Source organism: bacterium, from assembly GCA_040757115.1.
Taxonomy (GTDB): domain Bacteria; phylum UBA9089; class CG2-30-40-21; order CG2-30-40-21; family SBAY01; genus JBFLXS01.
Genome location: JBFLYA010000061.1, coordinates 1 through 19,065, shown reverse-complemented (window position 1 = coordinate 19,065; position 19,065 = coordinate 1). Strand labels below are relative to the sequence as shown.

17 protein-coding genes and 2 riboswitches are annotated in these 19,065 nt (G+C 42.9%); of the genes, 2 read left to right on the top strand and 15 right to left on the bottom strand.

Translation table 11 applies throughout. The annotated features are described in order from the left end of the window. Positions 1–694: 694 nt before the first annotated feature. From AB1422_07320 to AB1422_07265, 12 genes are all read right to left on the bottom strand, one after another. Positions 695–1,033 (bottom strand): DUF2149 domain-containing protein, encoded by a 339-nt coding sequence (locus AB1422_07320; GenBank protein MEW6619139.1) that lies wholly within the window; start codon positions 1,031–1,033, stop codon positions 695–697. Further along, positions 1,002–1,580 (bottom strand): MotA/TolQ/ExbB proton channel family protein, encoded by a 579-nt coding sequence (locus AB1422_07315; protein ID MEW6619138.1) that lies wholly within the window; start codon positions 1,578–1,580, stop codon positions 1,002–1,004. Before AB1422_07315 ends, AB1422_07320 begins: the two co-directional genes overlap by 32 nt. A 269-nt stretch (positions 1,581–1,849) precedes the next feature. Further along, positions 1,850–2,530 (bottom strand): DUF2162 domain-containing protein, encoded by a 681-nt coding sequence (locus tag AB1422_07310; GenBank protein MEW6619137.1) that lies wholly within the window; start codon positions 2,528–2,530, stop codon positions 1,850–1,852. A 58-nt stretch (positions 2,531–2,588) separates the two neighbouring features. Further along, positions 2,589–2,727, bottom strand: a riboswitch (adenosylcobalamin (AdoCbl) riboswitch). 105 nt (positions 2,728–2,832) lie between these two features. Beyond that, positions 2,833–2,979, bottom strand: coding sequence for a hypothetical protein (locus AB1422_07305; protein ID MEW6619136.1), 147 nt, complete (start codon positions 2,977–2,979; stop codon positions 2,833–2,835). A gap of 48 nt (positions 2,980–3,027) precedes the next feature. Next, entirely contained in the window at positions 3,028–5,244 is a 2,217-nt protein-coding gene (locus tag AB1422_07300; protein ID MEW6619135.1) for a TonB-dependent receptor, read from the bottom strand. A gap of 407 nt (positions 5,245–5,651) precedes the next feature. Continuing rightward, a riboswitch (adenosylcobalamin (AdoCbl) riboswitch) is annotated at positions 5,652–5,790 on the bottom strand. A 279-nt stretch (positions 5,791–6,069) separates the two neighbouring features. Next, the gene (locus tag AB1422_07295) at positions 6,070–6,960 is read right to left on the bottom strand and encodes a VWA domain-containing protein (protein MEW6619134.1); all 891 of its coding nucleotides are present in this window, start codon (positions 6,958–6,960) and stop codon (positions 6,070–6,072) included. Continuing rightward, positions 6,953–8,068 (bottom strand): ATP-binding protein, encoded by a 1,116-nt coding sequence (locus AB1422_07290; GenBank protein MEW6619133.1) that lies wholly within the window; start codon positions 8,066–8,068, stop codon positions 6,953–6,955. Before AB1422_07290 ends, AB1422_07295 begins: the two co-directional genes overlap by 8 nt. Before the next feature lie 19 nt (positions 8,069–8,087). Further along, the gene (gene cobN / locus AB1422_07285) at positions 8,088–11,918 is read right to left on the bottom strand and encodes a cobaltochelatase subunit CobN (protein MEW6619132.1); all 3,831 of its coding nucleotides are present in this window, start codon (positions 11,916–11,918) and stop codon (positions 8,088–8,090) included. Continuing rightward, positions 11,915–12,694, bottom strand: coding sequence for an ABC transporter ATP-binding protein (locus AB1422_07280; GenBank protein ID MEW6619131.1), 780 nt, complete (start codon positions 12,692–12,694; stop codon positions 11,915–11,917). The genes cobN and AB1422_07280 overlap by 4 nt, the downstream gene beginning before the upstream one ends. An 8-nt stretch (positions 12,695–12,702) precedes the next feature. After that, entirely contained in the window at positions 12,703–13,737 is a 1,035-nt protein-coding gene (locus tag AB1422_07275; protein ID MEW6619130.1) for an iron chelate uptake ABC transporter family permease subunit, read from the bottom strand. Between the two features lie 3 nt (positions 13,738–13,740). Beyond that, positions 13,741–14,700 carry an ABC transporter substrate-binding protein gene (locus AB1422_07270; GenBank protein MEW6619129.1) on the bottom strand — a complete coding sequence of 320 codons (960 nt, stop codon included), beginning with the start codon at positions 14,698–14,700 and terminating at the stop codon, positions 13,741–13,743. Beyond that, positions 14,697–15,437: an ABC transporter permease gene (locus tag AB1422_07265; protein ID MEW6619128.1), complete on the bottom strand. Its 741-nt coding sequence runs from the start codon at positions 15,435–15,437 to the stop codon at positions 14,697–14,699. The genes AB1422_07270 and AB1422_07265 overlap by 4 nt, the downstream gene beginning before the upstream one ends. 78 nt (positions 15,438–15,515) lie before the next feature. On the opposite strand from AB1422_07265, the gene AB1422_07260 reads away from it, so the two are divergent. Further along, on the top strand, positions 15,516–15,791 hold the full coding sequence (locus tag AB1422_07260; protein MEW6619127.1) for a type II toxin-antitoxin system Phd/YefM family antitoxin: 276 nt from the start codon (positions 15,516–15,518) through the stop codon (positions 15,789–15,791). After that, positions 15,792–16,091 (top strand): type II toxin-antitoxin system RelE/ParE family toxin, encoded by a 300-nt coding sequence (locus tag AB1422_07255; GenBank protein MEW6619126.1) that lies wholly within the window; start codon positions 15,792–15,794, stop codon positions 16,089–16,091. Here the strand turns inward: AB1422_07255 and AB1422_07250 are convergent. From AB1422_07250 to AB1422_07240, 3 genes are all read right to left on the bottom strand, one after another. Continuing rightward, positions 16,088–16,918 (bottom strand): ATP-binding cassette domain-containing protein, encoded by an 831-nt coding sequence (locus AB1422_07250; protein ID MEW6619125.1) that lies wholly within the window; start codon positions 16,916–16,918, stop codon positions 16,088–16,090. The two genes, AB1422_07255 and AB1422_07250, sit on opposite strands and share 4 nt — an antisense overlap. A gap of 62 nt (positions 16,919–16,980) precedes the next feature. After that, the gene (locus AB1422_07245; protein MEW6619124.1) at positions 16,981–17,658 is read right to left on the bottom strand and encodes a TonB-dependent receptor; all 678 of its coding nucleotides are present in this window, start codon (positions 17,656–17,658) and stop codon (positions 16,981–16,983) included. 101 nt (positions 17,659–17,759) lie between these two features. Continuing rightward, on the bottom strand, positions 17,760–18,749 hold the full coding sequence (locus AB1422_07240) for a precorrin-8X methylmutase (protein MEW6619123.1): 990 nt from the start codon (positions 18,747–18,749) through the stop codon (positions 17,760–17,762). Positions 18,750–19,065 lie beyond the last annotated feature (316 nt).

Sequence of the window (19,065 nt, the reverse complement as noted above, 5' to 3'; positions counted from 1 at the left end):
TTACTCAGATTACAAGAAAAATAAATCGGGAATGCAACTTGCAAACCCTTATCCAAGAGCATTTTCATTTGGCATCCTTCATAACCTAAACAATCTCGTAGTAATATGCCAATTTTGGAATTATCAGGAAACAAAATAGGCACTCGCTTCGCTCGTGCACTTTACATTTTATATCAAAAATCAAAGTGCAAAAATTAAAATTACATATTAAAATGCAAAATTACTTTTTGCCTTTATTTTAAGATGCTTGGGGCAAAAATGTTAGAAGTTTCATTGAGTTTTAAATTTTAATTTTGCATTGTCATTTTGATATTTAATTTTTGATATTTGAATTTAAACTCTGCATCTATCTGTGAAATTATTCAGTTTCTGATATAATTAAATAGTAATCAAAAGGCAAGAATTGCTGATATCCTTACTGATACAGGAAAGATAATCTTTGCTGCATCGGTTATTGCACCAATATTTCAAGGTGCAAAGATTCACTATTCTCTGATTTTAACAGGTATTGCAATTTCTATCGCTACTTATTTAATTGCTATCTATTTGGAAAAGGAGAACTAAGATGTATGCTGTAATTATAGGCGGAATAGTGATGATTATTTTTGGGCTCGTTTTCCTTTATATTGATCAACGAGCAAAACATCCTAAACTCCATCATTAAAGTGTAAAAAGGGGAATATAGTTACCTGTTTTACTCCGGCACATAAATCACCCTCCCGTCCTTAAGCTGATAGGCAGTGCCAAGTCTTATGCCTTCGCCGCTTAATCGTTTATCAGTTACCTTTTGCACCTTTATCTCTTTGCCCTTTTTGGTAATCACCTCAATTTTTCCATCCGCGGTCTTTTTTGTGATGGTCACCTCTGATTTTGGGTCTAATAAATCGAGCATATTATAAGCCATAAAAAGGGCAATCATCATACTGACAATAAAGACCACACTGGCATCAAACAGATTTGCTACCCCTGAGATTGGATCTTCAAGTGGCTCATCGTATTTTTCAAATCGTCTGTGTCTCTTCAAAAATTTCATTAGCTCCCTCCAATTTTGCATTTCGGAGCATTAACTCCGTTAAATATTCCATTTCCCGCATATCTGCCCTTACCCATTTCTCTTTAATCAAAGATAGGATATAGGCAATAACACTACACGCCAATCCAACCACAACAGTGGTAAAGGCAGTAACCATACTTCCTGCCATCTTTGGCATATCACCCTGGGCAAGGGCAGAAAGGGCTATGCCCATTGGTATTAATGTCCCCATCAACCCAAGTGCCGGACCAACCCTGATGACAAACCTTATCTGGTCAAGCGATTTGATAAGGTCAAGCTCGGCTTTCTGAAGAAGTCTTTCCAGATGAAGGTCAAGGTTGGTGTCAACCGCTGGAGATGATATCACCGTTTTATACCTTTCGACAGCAAGATAATGTCCTTGCCTTCTTTCAATATACTCCCGCAAAAAGCCGCCCAAAAAGATAACTATCCAGAAGGTGAGCAGAACAAGCCCGGCTATTACCGGGTAAAAGAGGGCAGATGAGATAACATATAGAAATGTTTCAAGTCCAGCGAGGATATTCATTTATCCAGTCTCCTTTTCTGGTAACTGTTCAGCCACTGATGAACACAGATAAAACACGGATTTTTTTAAATATACGCAAGTAATTGCTTTTTAAATTAATAGAAGTATAAAAATCGGGATTTTGATTTCGGGGTTTGGGATAAAAGAAACATTATTCTCATACCACCTCATTACTAATCCTGATTTACCCAAAAGTCTGTCTTTATCTGTGCTAATCTGTGTTAATCTGTGGCTAAATAATTACTATCTTTTTACCTATACCTGAACGGTTACCTTTTCTGACAAAAACCAGTTAAGATAGCTCCCAAAAGAACAACAAAGACACCAATTTGATTATTTAAAGCCAGCCCACTCCCCTCATTGACAAAGGAGTTATATATTCCCCGCGCCTCTTCAATCTTTGCCGGAAGAAATAAAGCCGCAATGAAATAAAGACCAATTCCCATCATACTCAAACCAAGAGATATAGCTGACTTTCTCTTGCGTGTGACCATAAGAAGCAGAAAGGAGAAGATGGCAAATGTCATCCCCATTCCAAATCCCACCAGCATAGCCGGCAATTTGATAACGCTTAAAGCCGCCCAGATGGAAAAGGTTATTGCCATAAGGCAAATAGGACAGGGAATAATAAGCAAAAGCGAAGGCTTAAGCATTTCACCTTCAGTTTTACATTCGTGAGGATTTCTGAGGATAAAAAATCCCCAGACAACCATTCCTGTGGCTATAAACAGATGAAGATATGGACCTTTTCTCAAGACTGGCTCAAGCAGGTTAATCAAGTGTTCTGAAAACATCGCTATTAGCACAAAGAGGGCTACATAGCCTGCAAGTGTCATTCCAATAACCTTCCATCCCATTCTGCCAAAACCAAGTCCAAAACCGACTTTCACGCTGAATATACCCAGGGTAAAAAGTGTTCCTATTGTCCATAAGATAACATCTAATCCCATTTTTTATCCAACAAAAAACCCAACCTTCGCCAAGAAGATTGGGTAATAAGTTTTTCTTTAGTTATTCCCTTCCCGCGAAAGTACTTTCAAAGATAGGTAATCGACCGGACTCATCATTTTTTAGATGATATTACCGTTGCGGGGCAGTGCCTTGAATCTCACAAGGACTTCCTCTACCTATCTGACTATTTTCTATCATAGCATATCGCTTATTGTTTGTCAACTAAATTTTTTAAATTTTTGTTGACAAGTCACATTACACGAATTAGCTGATTGTTCAGTATTCACTTGCCGATTGCAGGTTAATCTCTACCAGAGAAACTCTCGATAGTAGAGAGAGGTGTTTGTCTATGCCATTTATCTACTCCCAAAAGCATAATCGCGCCAGCTACCCCTGTATGAATAAGGAACGATAAGCAAATAGCCTTTATCAATCCTTTTTCTTCCATTCCTGTGCCTTTTGCTATCCCATTTCAATTCGTGTCCATTCGTGGATATTAGTATTTCCACTTCGCCTCCACAGTAAATGTTCGACCTGGGGATTTATAGTGCTGATAGTATCTCTTATCAAAAAGATTATCCACTGCTAAAGACAGGTTCAAATTCTCCTTAAGGTTATAACCCAGTTTGGCATCCACCGTATTGATTTTATCATACGCACCATAGACCTCTTCCTCGGTATCAGAGTTGTCTGAATTAAGATAAACCTTATCTACCCAATGCCAGAGCAATGAGGAGCTTACAGCTTTTTTAGAAAAGATAAGTCCAAGATTAAACATCTTCTCTGGAACAAACACAAAATTTTTGCCAATGGTACTTGGTTCAGCTGGATTTTCTAACATTTCGGTATCTTGCCGAGTATAATTTCCAAAGGCAGATAGAGAATCGGTAAGATTTACCTTAGTATCGAGCTCAAATCCAGCGATTTTTCCTTCTCCGGCATTCTCCTTTCGCTTAATCGTTGAAGAAATAATCTTACTGTAGATAAGGTCTTTTATCTTGCTTTGAAAATAGGTAACAGAAATAGTTACCTTTTTGTTTAGCCTCTGGTCCAAACCTACTTCCCATGACTGGCTGGTTTCTGGAATAAGGTTAGGGTTGCTTTCATAGGTAGTTTTTCCCATCAAGCAGGTTCTATATAATTCATAGATAGTTGGTGGTTTAAAAGCTTTACCCCAGGATGCACGAATGTTATCCAGATGATAAATTCCCTTTTCAAATCCTGGCTTATAAAGAAAACCAATCTTGGGGGAGATAGATTTCTTATCCATAGCCGTATAGGTAGTCAAGTTTGTGCCATTACGGTTTGAGCCATCGTAATTCTTCCAGGTATCATACCGGGCACCAAGAAAAGCTTTTAAGTTGTTGATTACTTCCAGCTCAGTCTGAGCATAAACAGCGGATATTTTTGCCTTCCCCTTAATTTCAACTGTCGGATTAGTTGTCTTTTTTGAATCTTCATTCTTCCAGTCGATAAGATCATATTCTTTGATTATTGTTTTATCTAAGCGATAGTTTAAACCAATACTTAAGAGATTATCTTGAAGGAATGGGATATCTGTCTGTATCTCTGCCTGAATATCCTGACTGGGGGCAGTATCATTAAATTTGCCTGGACCTCCTTGAGCAGTTGCCCCGCTCTGTGGGACAATATAGAAACTTTGCCTCTTGTTTAAGCTTATCTTGGACTTAATATTAATCAGACCAAGCAGGGTATCGTAGCCGAGATGATAAAGATTACTATTGTATCTTCCCCAGCTGCTTAAGAAATCTTTGGGATAGATAGTCATTGTGCCTACACCCAGATCAATCTTACCGTTATCAACTGGCTTGCCATTACTATCCTTAAGATAGCTCTGTGGGTCCGAATAACCGTATTCCCGTTGACCATAGTTTAAAGCAAGGTATAGATTAGATATTGGGTTTATCGAGTAGGTAAATTTGCCGCTGTACTGGTTTTGTTCCCAGCAATTTTTCCCGGTATCTCCAATCAAGTAAGCATCAATGCCTTTAGCATTCTTTGTCTTTTGCCAGCCGGTCACCCGTGTGCCTCCGGTGCCGGGTGAGACAGATTTAACCACAAAATCCGTTCTTTCTCCCTCACTTGACTTCTTCTCCAGATTGAATCGGAGAGAAAACCGATTGAATTTATTACTATAGCCTAAGGAATGGACATAGGTATTGTTAGTAGAGGCTGAACTCTTAAAGAGCAGACTTTCAACATCTGGCTTTTTCGTAATAATATTTATCACCCCACCCATAGCATTACCACCATACAGGCTTGAGACTGGACCCTCAACTATTTCTATCCTTTCAACATTTTCCAGAGGTAGGGCAGACCATTCCACATTGCCAGTATAAGCATCATTTAATGATTGTCCATCAAGGAGGACTAATGTTCTATTCTGATTACTAAACCCACGCAGGGTAACTGTATTACCCATATCTGCAAATTTAGCCCGCTTAAGATAGACCCCCGGCTCATATTTGAGGGCTTCATCGACAAAGACTGCCTTTTTCTCTTCTATCTCTTTTTGCGTTACGACTGATGTGCTAACCGGCACATCCTCTATCCTTTTCTCGCCCTTTGTGGCGGTAACAACCACCTCTTCAAGTTCAAAAGGCTCTTGAGCAAGGATAATCTCCTTTGAAGCAAATGTCAAACCTAATCCTAAACCTAATCCTAATCCAATCATTAACCAAAACTTCTTCATCTTTTATTACCTCCTTTGTAACTATTCAGCATACCAAGCAAGTAGGAAGTAGGAAAGGGGGAAAATACTTCATACTATACTGGATACTGCCTGAAAATGTAGTGAGCACCTTTAGGTGCGTTTCCTATTTATAACGGGTCTAAAGACCCTCACTACATTCCTATTTCCCCTGAAAATAGGCTTTGGAGTGCGAAAGCTTGCTTTCGCTTTGTCCGAAAGCGGTAGCAAGCTACCGCACTCCATACATTTTCATCTTCCTTTGTGCCCCAGCGGGGCATGACGGTTTCTCCTAAAAATAATGTCAGACACTCGAACTAAAAGCTATTTCTGTGAATCGCACGCTTATGACCGTTTATCCAACAAAAAACCCAACCTTCGCCAAGAAGATTGGGTAATAAGTTTTTCTTTAGTTATTCCCTTCCCGCGAAAGTACTTTCAAAGATAGGTAATCGACCGGACTCATCATTTTTTAGATGATATTACCGTTGCGGGGCAGTGCCTTGAATCTCACAAGGACTTCCTCTACCTATCTGACTATTTTCTATTATAGCATATCACTCATTGTTTGTCAACTAAAATTTTTTCAACCCAGTAATGCGTCAGTCATTTGGGGGAAGAATACGAATTGCACGAATTGACGAAGTCCGTGCTAAATTTTGGCTGTCAAAATGAGACTACATTAGACAGATAATGCGATAGAACATCTTGTGGATATTTACGAATATATTGCAATGATTCACCTGTATATGCTAAGCGGATGGTATATCGACTAACAAGACGGTCAGAACAGTACTCCATATTCAATACTTAATTTAAGCCATTCCATTATGTTTCACCCCTTTGTTTTACTAACTCATAGATAGTCTCTGCCTTTATATCTTCCATAGAAAAGCATCTTCCACCTAAGCACTGGGCTATTGCTTCTGTTTTTTTAAATCGAATAAAGCCTGATTCTGTATCAATAACTATAGATTTTGCGCCTATCTCTTTTATTTGAAGGGCTATAGCTTTGGCTTCCTCAAACGGATTAGCACCTTTTAGGAGGCTGACATTAGCCCTCCCATCAGTAATGAGCACAATCAGTATTGCCAGTTGTTGATTCTTTCTTAATTCCTTCTGGATAAGCTCAAGGCAAACCTGAAGCCCTGATGAGAGTGGTGTCTTTCCGCCTGTAGGTAATTCAGAAAGTTGTTTAGAAGCCAATTCCAGACTATTGGTGGGAGGAAGTAATATCTCTGCCCGCTCACCCTTAAAGGCGATCATACCCACCCTATCCCTTTTTTCATAAGCATCAATAAGCAGGGATAGGATCGCCCCTTTAGCCGCAACCATCCTTTGATTTGCTCCCATTGAGCCAGAAGAATCAACTACAAAGAGCATCAGATTGCCAATCTTCTTTTCTCTTACCTTTTTCCGCATATCTTGCGTCTTGATAATTAATCCTTGACTCTTGATTTCTAACTCCTGACTTCTCTTTATCTGATGTGGAGCTGCCGCCCGAAAGGTAGCATCAAAGGCTAAATCATTAATCCTTTCCTTTGTTGATAAGGCACTCCTGGTATATCTGCCTCTTTTATCAGAGGAGACAGTCTTACTTCTTCTGCCAGCACCATCCTTTATTTCCTGCTCTTTTGCCAGAGATAACCTTTTTACCCGAAAGGGTTCACCTGGTTCGAAAGAGGTTTGAGTGCTTGCATCAGACTGATGGTCAATCATCCTCCTTATTTTCCTGACCTTGATTCTGGTCTTCATTTTGTGGACTTTTGTTTGTCGGCTGGGGATTTTTTTGTTTCTTGTGCTCTTGAATGGTCTGCTCAAGCTGCTCTTGTTCCATCTTCCTATCCTGAAAGGGTTTTTTTCGCATGCGATGTGGCAGGACAAGCTCTGCGGCCTCCTGAACATCCTCTTCTACTACCTTAAGCCGTTGATGGTAGGCGGCAATTGTTCGTGCGGTCTTCATCATAAAGATATCTGCTCGATGTCCGTCCACCTGCATATCTACTGCTATTTTGGCAATCAGCTCCAGCATATCATCAGATAGAGCCACATCCTTAAGAAGCCACTGGGCATTAACAATCAACTGGCTTAAGGCCCTTTCTTCAGCATTCCATTCAGCCACGAACCGGGCTGGGTTTTCCTCAAAGCCCTGGCGCCTTTTGATGACCTCTACCCTGGCCTTAGGGTCGTCAATGCCCTCAATATTTACACAAAGCCCAAATCTGTCGAGTAATTGAGGTCGAAGCTCCCCCTCTTCCGGATTCATCGTGCCAATCAGGATAAAATGAGCCGGATGTGCAAAAGAGACCCCTTCTCGCTCAATGGTATTGACACCCATAGCCGCAGAATCAAGCAAGACATCAACGATATGGTCATCCAATAGGTTCACCTCATCCACATAGAGTATGGCTCGATGGGCATCAGCTAACACACCTGGTTCAAACCTCTTCTCACCTGTTTTTAAGGCATGTTCAATGTCGAGTGTTCCCACTACCCTATCCTCGGTTGCCCCTACCGGCAGGTTGACCACCCGCATCTTCCTGCGGGTTGTTGGGACATCTTCTCCCTTTGCTATGCGGTGTCGGCATTCCTCACACATCAATTCCTTGCGTTGGGGATGACAACTAAATGGGCAGTTAGCAACCACCTCAATCTCTGGCAAAAGATTGGCCAGAGCTCTGGCAGCAGTTGATTTAGCCGTACCTTTTTCTCCTCGGATAAGCACCCCTGAAAGGTTTGGATTTATCGCATTTAACAATAGGGCCTTCTTCATCCGCTCCTGTCCCACAATGGCAGTAAAGGGGTATATGATGCTTTGACAACTCATTCTTTATCCTCCTGAATCTTTATGGTGCAATCTTTTCTCTAATCTCCTTCATCTTCGCTTTCCAGTCAGACACATCCTCTGCAGTCAGGATATCTATTGCCCCACCTTGAAAATCACCCTCGATATCACCCATCTTCTCTTCAATCCAGCCCTCACATTCAAGATGGGCATTTTTCAATCTTTCCAGCACCTCTGGGTCAGCATTCCACAGCCCACGTCCCTGTGCCTCAAGGAGTCTGCGCCCGATCTCCTCTAATGCCCAGGGATTATGCTCCTCGAAAAATTTCCTGTTCTCCTCATCTAACACAAAGGTGCTGGCAATCTCATCGAATATCCAGTCATCTACCTCCTGAGTAGTTGCCTCCCAACCATAAACCCTACCAATGCGTTTAGAGATGTCACCGGCACCTTTGTATCCGTGTTGTTTCATCCCTTCAATCCATTTTGGGTTAAGCAGTTTTGTTCGCACTACACGCCTGATCTCATCTGCCATATCCCGCACCTCAATATGCTCTGGCTCACGGGTATCGCCGTAGTAAGTCTTGACCTCTTTACCCGAGATATGCCGGGCAGCCGCAGTCATCCCACCATGCGTGCCAAAATAGCAACAACAGCCAAAGAGGTCGTATTCATCAGAGACCACCTTGTTGTAGGTTATGTCAACTGTTTTGAGGCTATCAGTCAACTGTTTATGTTTTGCTTCGCCAAATATCCCCTTGCCATAGGCGTATCCGTTCCAATAGACAAAGATATCACTCAAATCCTTTTCCTCTTTCCAGGCAGAGGCATAGACCGCCAGTTGTGTTCCTGCCTGATAGGTGCCGGGTTTTGATGCAAAGATACGCAGGGTAGCATCTCGCCAGGCCTCTTTAGAGGAATTCCCGGCGCTATTCTGGTTAATTTGAGCTAAGGCGTGTTTTCGCACAAAATTCAGCTCCTCAACCTCATCCAGATGGGCTACTACCTGGATAGCCTCATCCAGCAGCTCAATGCAGTTTGGGAAGTTATCTCGGGTGATACCCGAAACACGGATGGTAATATCAATCCTTGGTCTTTCAAGCTCTAAAATGGGAATCACCTCAAAGCCTTTCACCCTGCCATTTGGATGCCAGAGAGGCCGCACACCTAAAAGGGACATAATCTGTGCCATCCCTTCGCCGTCCGCCCACATGATATCGGTGCACTGCCAGTAGATAGCTACATTTTCCGGAAGTCTACCTTGTTCTTGCTTATGCTTTTCAAGCAGCGCATCAGCTAATTTCTGCCCCACCTGCCAGGCAGCCTTTGTCGGAATCCGATGCGGGTCAAGGGAGTAGAAGTTTCTGCCTGTAGGCAGGATGTCGTCTCTGCCCCGGCTAATCAAGCCCGAGGGGCCTGGCGGGATATACCCAGCGCTAAATCCGTGCAGGAGTGAGGCTATCTCCTGTGATTGATCGATTCTGCGGTTCAGATCAAGCACCCGCTCTCGCAGTTTAGTCCACAGGAGACTATCAACCGGGCTGGTGTCTGTGTCCTGCAGACCAATAACCTGCCGAATAAATCCCTTACAGGCTGTATCCACCTCCTCCAGCAACTCTCCATAGCTCTTCTGATGATGCGGACATACCCTATCCTGATTTGCCAGCATATCAGATAAATTCATACCTATGGTGGCGGCTATTGCCCTTCGTAGAGAAAGCTCCTCCCCTCCATCATAACGCAGGATAGAGTTGATAAATTCCACCCGCATTTCTCCCTCAGGCAGTTGTCCAAAGATGTGCATCCCATTCTGTATCTGAGTGTTTCGTATGCGGGAGAGCACTCCATGAGCACGCCTTACCAGCTCGTCAAACCCTACATCCTGGCTTAACCTCATCTCCTTGCTGAGATTGGTCTTTTCTATCGTCTCCATAATCAGGTGTTGGAGTGCGTGTGTTCGTGCTGGGTCAACATCCTTTACCTGCTCATATTCACCAATGAAGCGTCCTAACTCCTCAAGCTCATCATACAGCCCACCCTGTGTCATTACAGTCTGCATATGGTCAACCAGTGTAGCACAGCTTCTGCGTTTGGCAATAGTGCCTTCAGGTGGGTTGTCAGCATTATAGATATAAAGATGCGGCAGGTCGCCGATACCTATATCTGGATAGCAGTCACCAGATAATCCGGTGCCTTTGCCAGGCAAAAACTCTAAGTTGCCGTGCGTGCCCACATGCACAATTACATCTACCCCAAAATCATACTCAAGGTAGCGATATGTAGCCAGATACTGATGCGGCGGTGGGATATCCGGGTCATGCAATATCTTACAGACCTGTCCATCACATCTGGCACCAGCACAACCCCGCTTGGGTTGAACACAAACCACTGTATTGCCATAGTGCACGCCTGTAACCACTATCTTGCCGTTATAGACCATTGCTGGTGGCACACCGTTCTTTTCTTCACCAGGCGGATTCCCCCATGCATCAATCATTCGCTCCCTCACTTTGGGTGAAAGCGTATCGAACCAGTCCTGGTATTCTTCTCTGGTTACCTGCTTCAAAACCCCGCCTTTTTTGACTATCTCATCCACCGTGGTCCAGCGAAACTCGCTAATAGCCTTGCGCTCCATAATGGTTGTGATAAGCTCTTTGCCGTCATCTGGCGGCTCAACACTATAGCCTGCCTCCCTCATACGCTGCATTATAGAAGCTACACTCTCTAAGGTATCCAGATGAGCGCCGCCGCCTACAGTTGCCTCGACTGAGGCACAGGGGTTGTTGTGCAGGATAAAAGCTACCTTGCGATTCTGGGGGGGCTTCTGCCTCAAGCGCATCCACATAGCCATCCGTCGGGCAACTTTCCGGCATCGCTCCTCAATCGGTATTCGCAGTTGCATCTTGTTCTGCTCATTGCTTAGTGCACCTACAATCAGCGGTTCAATCACCCCTTCAAACTCTGGCAGAGCAATTGACCAACCAACAAAGCTTCCCAGACCAGAAGGGTCATCCCGCCATTCATTTATGGTTTTATAAAAGGATGTTACTGGAGATAATACTGGCACATCCAGCCTTTTTAGTATCTCCACCCCATCCCGATTATCGCTTGTGTTACTCAGGAGAAATGTCTGAAGATTGATAAGCCCGTCAATCCGTGGGCTGCCATCCTCACGCAAGAAATACTCACAGACCACCTCCCCACTTCCCTTGCAACCCAGCTGCTCATCCCTGAGGGGGTAAGAAAATGCCGGGATGACATTTAATCCCAGGAGCTCCAACTCACGAATCAGGGTATTCTCTATCTCCAGATTATCATTGACCCAGTAATGCCTGGAGAAAAGAATGCCCACTGTAGAGGGTTTGGAGTTTAGAGTTTGGAGTTTAGAGTTACGGGAGTTGTACCAGGTTAGGTAGTCATCAATGGTGCTAAATATCCCTGAGGCGTCCGGGTGATAGAGCCCTTCCCAGGAAACTGGCTTTGGCTCTGGGGCAGATATATCAAGCCCACCCACCTCTCTAACAATATATCGCAACATATTGGTGAAGTTCTCCTCACCATTAATGACAAGGTAGGAATAGACCCTGGCTACTATTTCTGGTTTTATTGTAGAGAGCATCCAGTAGGACGGGTCGTGTCCCACGCAGACAATAGGCAGCCTTTTGCCTAACTCCTTAATCCTGCCTTCAATCGTTTCCCAGAAGCCTTCTGTTGAGCGATAGAGCAAGATAATATCTGATGCAGCCGCCTCCTCAAGCACTCGCTCTATCCTCTCTGGCTCTTGTTCGAGGATTCTGGAAGCATAAGCCTTAAGCTCCACAAAATTCAGATGTTTGCTTGCTTTAACAAGCATATTTAGATAGCTTTGCCACATAATGGTTAGTATTTTCATATTCGTCCTCCTCTCACTACCATCTGCACGGCACCGATAAAGTCATTGTAGCTAACCGTTACATCTACTTCGTATGCCTCTTTAAGATTCCCTGGGGTAAGGACATCCTCTGGTTTCCCCTGGGCACATATCCTGTGATGATGCAGGAGAATAAGTTTATCACAGAATCTGGCGGCTAAATTCAGGTCGTGAATAATCATAATAGCTGTAATTTTGTTTTCTTTAACCAATCCCTTTACCAGCCTAAGTATCCTCATCTGATGTTTTATATCGAGGTTGGCAGTTGGTTCATCCAGCAGGAGTAATTTAGGTTCCTGTGCCAATGCTCTGGCAATGATTACCTCCTGCCTCTCTCCACCGCTCAACTCATTTACTGGTCTGTAGCGAAACTCTGTAGTATTGGTCGCTCTCATGGCTTGCTCTGCCACAGCTATATCCTCCTGGTTAGTTACAAAACGACTCTTTTGATGTGGGTACCTACCCATTAAAACCACATCCTCTACCGTAAATAGGGGTGGAATAAACGAACTTTGCGGCACAACAGCCATTATCCTGGCTATCTCCTTGCGAGATAAACTGCGCAAATTCTTCCCCTCCAGCATAACCTCCCCTGTTAAGGGAGATTTTACCCCACTCATTACCTTAAACAGGGTGGTCTTGCCTGCACCGTTTGGTCCGATAATGCCCAGGAATTCGCTCTCTTCTACCTGAAAGCTAATTTCCTCAAGCACTAGCATTTCACGATATGAAGCAGATATGTTGTCAATCTTGAGCATAATTCACCTCACCACCAACTAATGGCTTTTTTTCTGCGTCTTAACAGATAAATAAAGTAAGGTGCACCAATTGCTGCGGTAATAATTCCAATTGGCATCTCTTGAGGTTGGACAACGGTTCTTGCCAGGGTGTCGCAGAACACAAGGAATATTCCTCCGCCTAGTGCTGAGGCAGGCAACAGGATATGATGTCCAGGGCCAATCATCAGCCTGGCTACATGCGGAATAATCAGCCCAACAAAGCCTATTATCCCGCTTACCGATACTGCTACAGCGGTTACCAGTGCAGAAGCAATCAGCAAAATCCTCTTTACCCACTCAACCTCTATACCCAGATGCAGGGCCGTCTCCTCCCCAAATTGAAGGGTATTTAGCTCCCGAGACAGGAAATAAATTACCCCTATTCCGGCGAAGATAGGTAAAATAACCAGGCGAATGTCATCCCAGGTAGCTAAGGAGAAAGAGCCCATCAACCATAAGACTACATCCCTCAACGCCTCAGAAGAGGCAAGAATCTTTAAAAATGAGACCACTGCCTGGAGGAAAAAGCCTACGGCAATACCAGCTAAAAGCAAGGTTTCTGTAGGAAGTCGACCATCAGTTTTGGCAAGATTATAGACCAGAAATATACTTGTAGTAGCGCCAATAAAAGATAGAGCAGAAATTGAGAACCCTCCCCACAGTTTACCTATACCCAGCACAATTGCCAATGCCGCACCGCAAGCCGCACCAGAAGACATACCCAGAACATAGGGTTCTGCCATAGGATTGCGGAATAACCCTTGCATCGCTGCCCCGGCTATTGCCAACCCCATACCAACTAAGCCGGAGAGGATAACCCGTGGGGTGCGAATATCAACCACTATGGTCTCCTGGATATTGCTCCAGCTCTGCTGAATTAACCCCCCTAATACCTTGCTAAGCCATATCTTAATAATCATCAAGGGGTGGATAAAAATAGGACCAACCATAATTGCTATCAGGCAGACAGCAATTAAACCAGCCAGTAAAATACCCAAAACAAGCAAATATCTTTTCTCCATTAGCTACTTCCCTTTTATCAATTCCGGATGAATAAACTCGGCTAATTTACATAGTGCCTCGGCAAACAGCACAGGTGTTTGAAAGCAGTGCCCATCTATGGTGTATATGCGGTTATTCTTTACTGCCTTCACTTGACTGAAGCCAGGCCGGCTTTTGAGCTCTGCTACTCTAAGTTCTCTATCCTTTTCCTGCCAGTAGGTGATGAGAATCACCTCTGGATTCTTACTGAGGACATATTCTGGTGAAAGCTCCAGATACTGGCGGTTGAATTTAGCGGCTAAATTAATTCCACCCGCTAACTCAATCAGTTCATTAATCGCTGCCCGTTTACCGTAGGTGAGATTGCCAGTTCCCCACCAGAAATAAATCAGAGGACGACTCTTTGTTTGCGGGCTGATTTGGGAAACCACCTCCTCTATCCTGAGCTTTAGCCTCTTGACCAATGCCTTTGCCTCCTCTTTCTTACCCAGCAAAACCCCTAAGCGTTCTATCTGCCTCAGACCTGAATCCACCCCTTCAGGGGTAGTAAAGACCGCATAAACAAGCCCCATCTTTTTAAAGGTTTTGCTATACTTTCCAGGTGTATCTTTGGAGTCGTAACAGATAATCAGGTCAGGGTTGAGTGAGATGATCCTTTCCAGATTGGGATTACTAAAGCCTCCTACCTGTGGTCTTTCAAGCAAAGACGGATACTGTTTGCAGGTCTGCGGATACGAGCGGCTAATACCATCAGGCACACCAACAATCTTATCCCCTGCCCCCATCTCAAATATGGCATCTATAGGACTGGCACTGATAACCACAACCCGCTCAGGTGCTCTATCCAGAACTATCTTCCTGCCAAAATCATCATAACCTGTGATTTCACCTTTAACAGCAGGCTGTTGTCTGGCACCGCCACAAAGAAAAAGAGCACAAATTAAAAAGATTCCCCCATAAGTCCTATATTCTTTCTCTCTCATCTGTTTGACCTCCTGATAGTTAGCACCCCCCAGTAGAAACAGGCTACAAAAATAGCAAGCATAATCACCAGGGAGATTATTTCTACCTCCTCTCCCAGAAAACTTGCCCTTAATGTTTTGCTGGCATAGGTAAGCGGCAGGATATAGAGAAACCATTTGATAAATGGCGGCAGATTATCTATGGGAAAGAATGTGCCGCAAAAGAATGCCATCGGCATAATAAAGAAGTTGGAGAAGGTAGCTGTATCCTCATGCGATTTTGCTAAGAATCCAGAGATAACCCCAAAGCAGGCAAAGATCAAACAGGTTAGAAGCCAGCTGATCAAAAACAGAGGATTCATCGGGAATCCTGCCCCAAAGATAGCCCCGGCTATGAGGATTAAGCTTGAAGCAAAGAGCCCGCGAACTACCCCGGATAATACCTCACCTAACATTATATCCCCTGCGGTTGCCGGGCTTACATGGTATTCATCAAAGGTTTTGAAATGCAGCCTGCCAACGGAAATTGAGGTAGCAATCCAGGTGTAAGAATTAATCATGGAGCTCATCGCACAAATACCCGGCACCACAAACATAAGATAAGAAACCCCATCCATACTAAGCCTCTGACCCAGCCCCAGTCCAAAAGCAACTAAATAAAGCAATGGTGTAACCATAGTTGAGAATAGATAGCTGATACGCAGTAACCGACGCTTAAAGATAAGCATCTCTCGTAAAAATATAGGATAGAAATTCATCAAAAATCTCCTTGACAATTTTAGCAATTCATTGTACAATTTAACAATCAATAAGGTGTATCATCAGGAGGTTAGATTATGTTTACTATAAAAGAAGAAACTACCTTAGTTGGTGTCTCTGAATTAAGGACACATTTCAACCAAATCTTAAATGCTGCCAAAGAAAAGAATGTTGTACTCACTAAGAGAAATAGGCCTATCATGGCTATCCTGGATTACGATCGCTATCAGCAAATGACCGAGTTAATCGAAGAACTTGAAGATTTATCCCTTGAGAATCTTGCTCAACAGAGGCTAAACCGCAAAGATAGAAAAACTATTCCTCTTGAAGAAGCCATGAAAAGGGTTGGTTAAATGTATCAGGTTGAAATTGACACCCTTGTTCTTGAAGAAGACTTCAAATATATCTCAAAGGAGAATCAGCGTCGCATATTGAAAGAAATTAATTACAAGCTTACGACTGCTCCAGATAAGTTTGGCAAACCTCTGCGAAAGTCCCTGAAAGGGTTATACAAACTCCCTGTGGGGCAATATCGGATAGTTTACCAGATATTTAAACACAAGGTTCTGGTGGAAGTAATTGCTGTTGGGTTCCGAAGAGACCTTGAGGTTTATAAAACAGCCCTTAAACGACTTAAAAGGTTTTTGGGCTAATTCATCCTCTCACCCGTGAGCTTAATAAACACATCCTCTAAGTTTGCCTCGCGGATACGGACATCATCAACCCTTTGTTCCGCAAAACTATAAGCCTCCTCTCGGTTATCAAACAAGCTATAATTAGTCACCCCATCATCAAGGGACTCAACTACAAAATGGCCCACCCTTTCCTTTAGTTCTTCAGGGCTGCCTAAGGCAATCAAGTTACCATGATTGAGGATACCTACCCGTTGACAGAGCAATTCAGCCTCCTCAATGTAATGGGTAGTAAGCAAGATGGTGACCCCCTGCCTATTCAGCTCGCGGATAATATCCCAGATCTGGCGTCTAACCTGCGGGTCAAGCCCAACTGTAGGCTCATCCAGAAACAGCACCTTTGGCTGATGCATCATAGAGCGGCTAACAAGCAATCTTCTGAGCATACCGCCAGAAAATGTCTTTAATAAATTATCTGCCCTTTCAGACAAACCACACCAGCAAAGCAGCTCATCTATCCTCTGTTCAATACCCTCCATACGATAAAGCAGTCCATGGATACGCAAATTTTCCCTGGCTGTAAGCTCTTTATCAAGGTTCATCTCCTGCGGACAGACACCAATCAAGCGTTTAACCTTATTAGCAGATTTTACTACATCCAGCCCATCAATCTCTGCAGAGCCTGAAGTTGGTAGCGTCAAGGTATTGAGCATACGGACAGTAGTGGTTTTGCCTGCACCATTTGGTCCAAGCAAGCCAAAGATTTCACCCTTATTAATCTGCAGATTAAGCCCTTCTACTGCCTTTATTTTGCCGAAATGTTTAGTTAATTTTTTAGTTATAATCATCTTTTCCAAGCATTATAGTCTCTATCGCAACAGTTACTTAGTATTTTATTATTGCCTCCAGACTATAGGGAAGCACTCATCTGTTTAAAATTATAAGAGAGCTTTGCATCTGTAACAAAATACGGATCGTATGACATATAGACATTGTTAACTACATCGCTATTATCATCCTTACTGTATCTCTTGCTCACATACCTGCCAACTAAAGAGGTAGAGAAACCACCTTTTTCAAATTCAGCCCCAAGATTAAACATCTTCTGGGGTGTCTGGGTCAGCCTCTTACCCACAGTCTTAGTGGCTGCCTCATTCTCTTTTATCATTCCATTCGTATAGGTAAAGTTGCTAAAGAGCCGAAGTCCCTTTTCAAATCTCTGTTCTACCTCAAATTCTACACCTTTACTTTCCGCCTTTCCTACATTTATACGCTCATAAGTAGCTGAAACCGTCTTGTTATAGATAAGGTCTTCTATGTAGTTCTCAAAATATGTCAATCCGAGCTTTGCCCCTTTCCATAACCTTTGGTTCACACCAGTATCCCACGATATGGTAGTCTCTGGCTTTAAATCTGGGTTGCAAGCATAAGTTTTACCAGCGTATGACCAGGTGCAGTAGAGCTCATAAACCGTAGGAGGTCTGAATGCCTTTCCCAGAGATAGCCTTAAGGTTGTCTTCTCAGACGGGTTATAGACAACAGCCACCTTTGGGCTAAATGAGGATTTATCCCTTGAAGAATGCGTTATAGTTGGGCTGCCTACTTTGTAGATTGTGTTACTTTTTTAATAATGATAACACAATGCCATTAAAAAGTCAAGTTTTTTTTTACACTTTTTTAAAGAGGTCTTTATTTCTCACCTTCTTCTGCCATTTTTAATAGTGCATTCACAATGGCAACTGCTACAGGGCTTCCGCCTTTTCTTCCAAGAGAGGTAATAAATGGATACTTCATATGGAGAAGCACTTCTTTTGACTCATTTGCTTTAACAAATCCTACTGGCACACCAATTACCAATTCAGGCTTGAAAACACCATTTCTTATCAGTTTCATCGTTTTATAAAGTGCCGTAGGTGCATTGCCAATGGCAACGATACCAATATTATTATTTTCTCTTGCGGCAATTTCTATGCCCATTTCTGTTTTGGTTTTATAGTCAGACTTCTCTGATATATCCGACCCTATTTTACAAATAACCCTTCCTCCCCACCTTTCAAGCATCTCTTTATTAATCCCTGCCTCTACCATTTTAACATCCACTAAGATATCCCTGCCTGCTTTTATTGCCTTTATCCCTGACTCAATGGCATCAGGGTGAAAACGCATATTTTGGACAAAATCAAAATCTCCGCTAGCGTGGATAACCCGTTTTACTACAGATAATTCTGTATTTGTGAAATTAGTCTGTCCAAGTTCTTCGCTAATTATTTCAAGGCTTTTCCCTTCTATCTCGTGAGGTTTAAGGATTTTTACCTCTTTAATTTCATTCTTTAATCTTTCAACGATAATCTTTGCAATATTTTCGTGCACATCAATAGGTTCGGTGAGGATAAATTCAACATCACTGTATCTTTTCCGTGCTTCCTCAATCATTTCAGGAATATCTTCATAGAAATGTCTTCCCTTGTAGAGGAAATAGGGATAGATAATTATTCTTTTGGCACCTTTTGACACACAAGCAGACACGCCATCAAAGAAATCAGGTTTGCTAAACTGCAGAAAGGCTATTTCTACACAAGGGATATTCCCCATCTCTTTTATCATATCAGCCATCTGTTTAAGTGGGGTATTTGCCGCTGTCAATCTGCTGCCGTGTCCTAAAAGTAGTATTGTATCCATTGGTTCTCCTGAAAATAATGTCAGACACTCGAACTAAAAGCTATTTCTGTGAATCGCACGGTTATGACCGTTTATCCAACAAAAAACCCAACCTTCGCCAAGAAGATTGGGTGATAAAGTTTTTTCGTAACCGTTCAGGTGGTAATTTACCGCAGAGACGCAGAGGAACAGAGAAGACATAGAAATAAATGTAAGCGTTCAGGTAGTGTAACAAAAGGAGATGTGGAGATTAAGGAGATAGGGAGATATTATTAAAAAAATTGAAATTAATAGAAACTAATAGAAATTTATGGAAATTTGTTGTTTTCCACAATCA

Excerpts from the sequence above, each read along its gene's own strand:
- AB1422_07260 (MEW6619127.1), top strand. The coding sequence starts at position 15,516 with ATGTTTACTATAAAAGAAGAAACTACCTTAGTTGGTGTCTCTGAATTA.
- AB1422_07240 (MEW6619123.1), bottom strand. The coding sequence starts at position 18,749 with ATGGATACAATACTACTTTTAGGACACGGCAGCAGATTGACAGCGGCA.
- AB1422_07255 (MEW6619126.1), top strand. The coding sequence starts at position 15,792 with ATGTATCAGGTTGAAATTGACACCCTTGTTCTTGAAGAAGACTTCAAA.
- AB1422_07320 (MEW6619139.1), bottom strand. The coding sequence starts at position 1,033 with ATGAAATTTTTGAAGAGACACAGACGATTTGAAAAATACGATGAGCCA.
- AB1422_07305 (MEW6619136.1), bottom strand. The coding sequence starts at position 2,979 with ATGGAAGAAAAAGGATTGATAAAGGCTATTTGCTTATCGTTCCTTATT.
- AB1422_07280 (MEW6619131.1), bottom strand. The coding sequence starts at position 12,694 with ATGCTCAAGATTGACAACATATCTGCTTCATATCGTGAAATGCTAGTG.
- cobN (MEW6619132.1), bottom strand. The coding sequence starts at position 11,918 with ATGAAAATACTAACCATTATGTGGCAAAGCTATCTAAATATGCTTGTT.
- AB1422_07300 (MEW6619135.1), bottom strand. The coding sequence starts at position 5,244 with ATGAAGAAGTTTTGGTTAATGATTGGATTAGGATTAGGTTTAGGATTA.
- AB1422_07315 (MEW6619138.1), bottom strand. The coding sequence starts at position 1,580 with ATGAATATCCTCGCTGGACTTGAAACATTTCTATATGTTATCTCATCT.
- AB1422_07275 (MEW6619130.1), bottom strand. The coding sequence starts at position 13,737 with ATGGAGAAAAGATATTTGCTTGTTTTGGGTATTTTACTGGCTGGTTTA.
- AB1422_07310 (MEW6619137.1), bottom strand. The coding sequence starts at position 2,530 with ATGGGATTAGATGTTATCTTATGGACAATAGGAACACTTTTTACCCTG.
- AB1422_07250 (MEW6619125.1), bottom strand. The coding sequence starts at position 16,918 with ATGATTATAACTAAAAAATTAACTAAACATTTCGGCAAAATAAAGGCA.
- AB1422_07265 (MEW6619128.1), bottom strand. The coding sequence starts at position 15,437 with ATGAATTTCTATCCTATATTTTTACGAGAGATGCTTATCTTTAAGCGT.
- AB1422_07270 (MEW6619129.1), bottom strand. The coding sequence starts at position 14,700 with ATGAGAGAGAAAGAATATAGGACTTATGGGGGAATCTTTTTAATTTGT.
- AB1422_07290 (MEW6619133.1), bottom strand. The coding sequence starts at position 8,068 with ATGAGTTGTCAAAGCATCATATACCCCTTTACTGCCATTGTGGGACAG.
- AB1422_07295 (MEW6619134.1), bottom strand. The coding sequence starts at position 6,960 with ATGATTGACCATCAGTCTGATGCAAGCACTCAAACCTCTTTCGAACCA.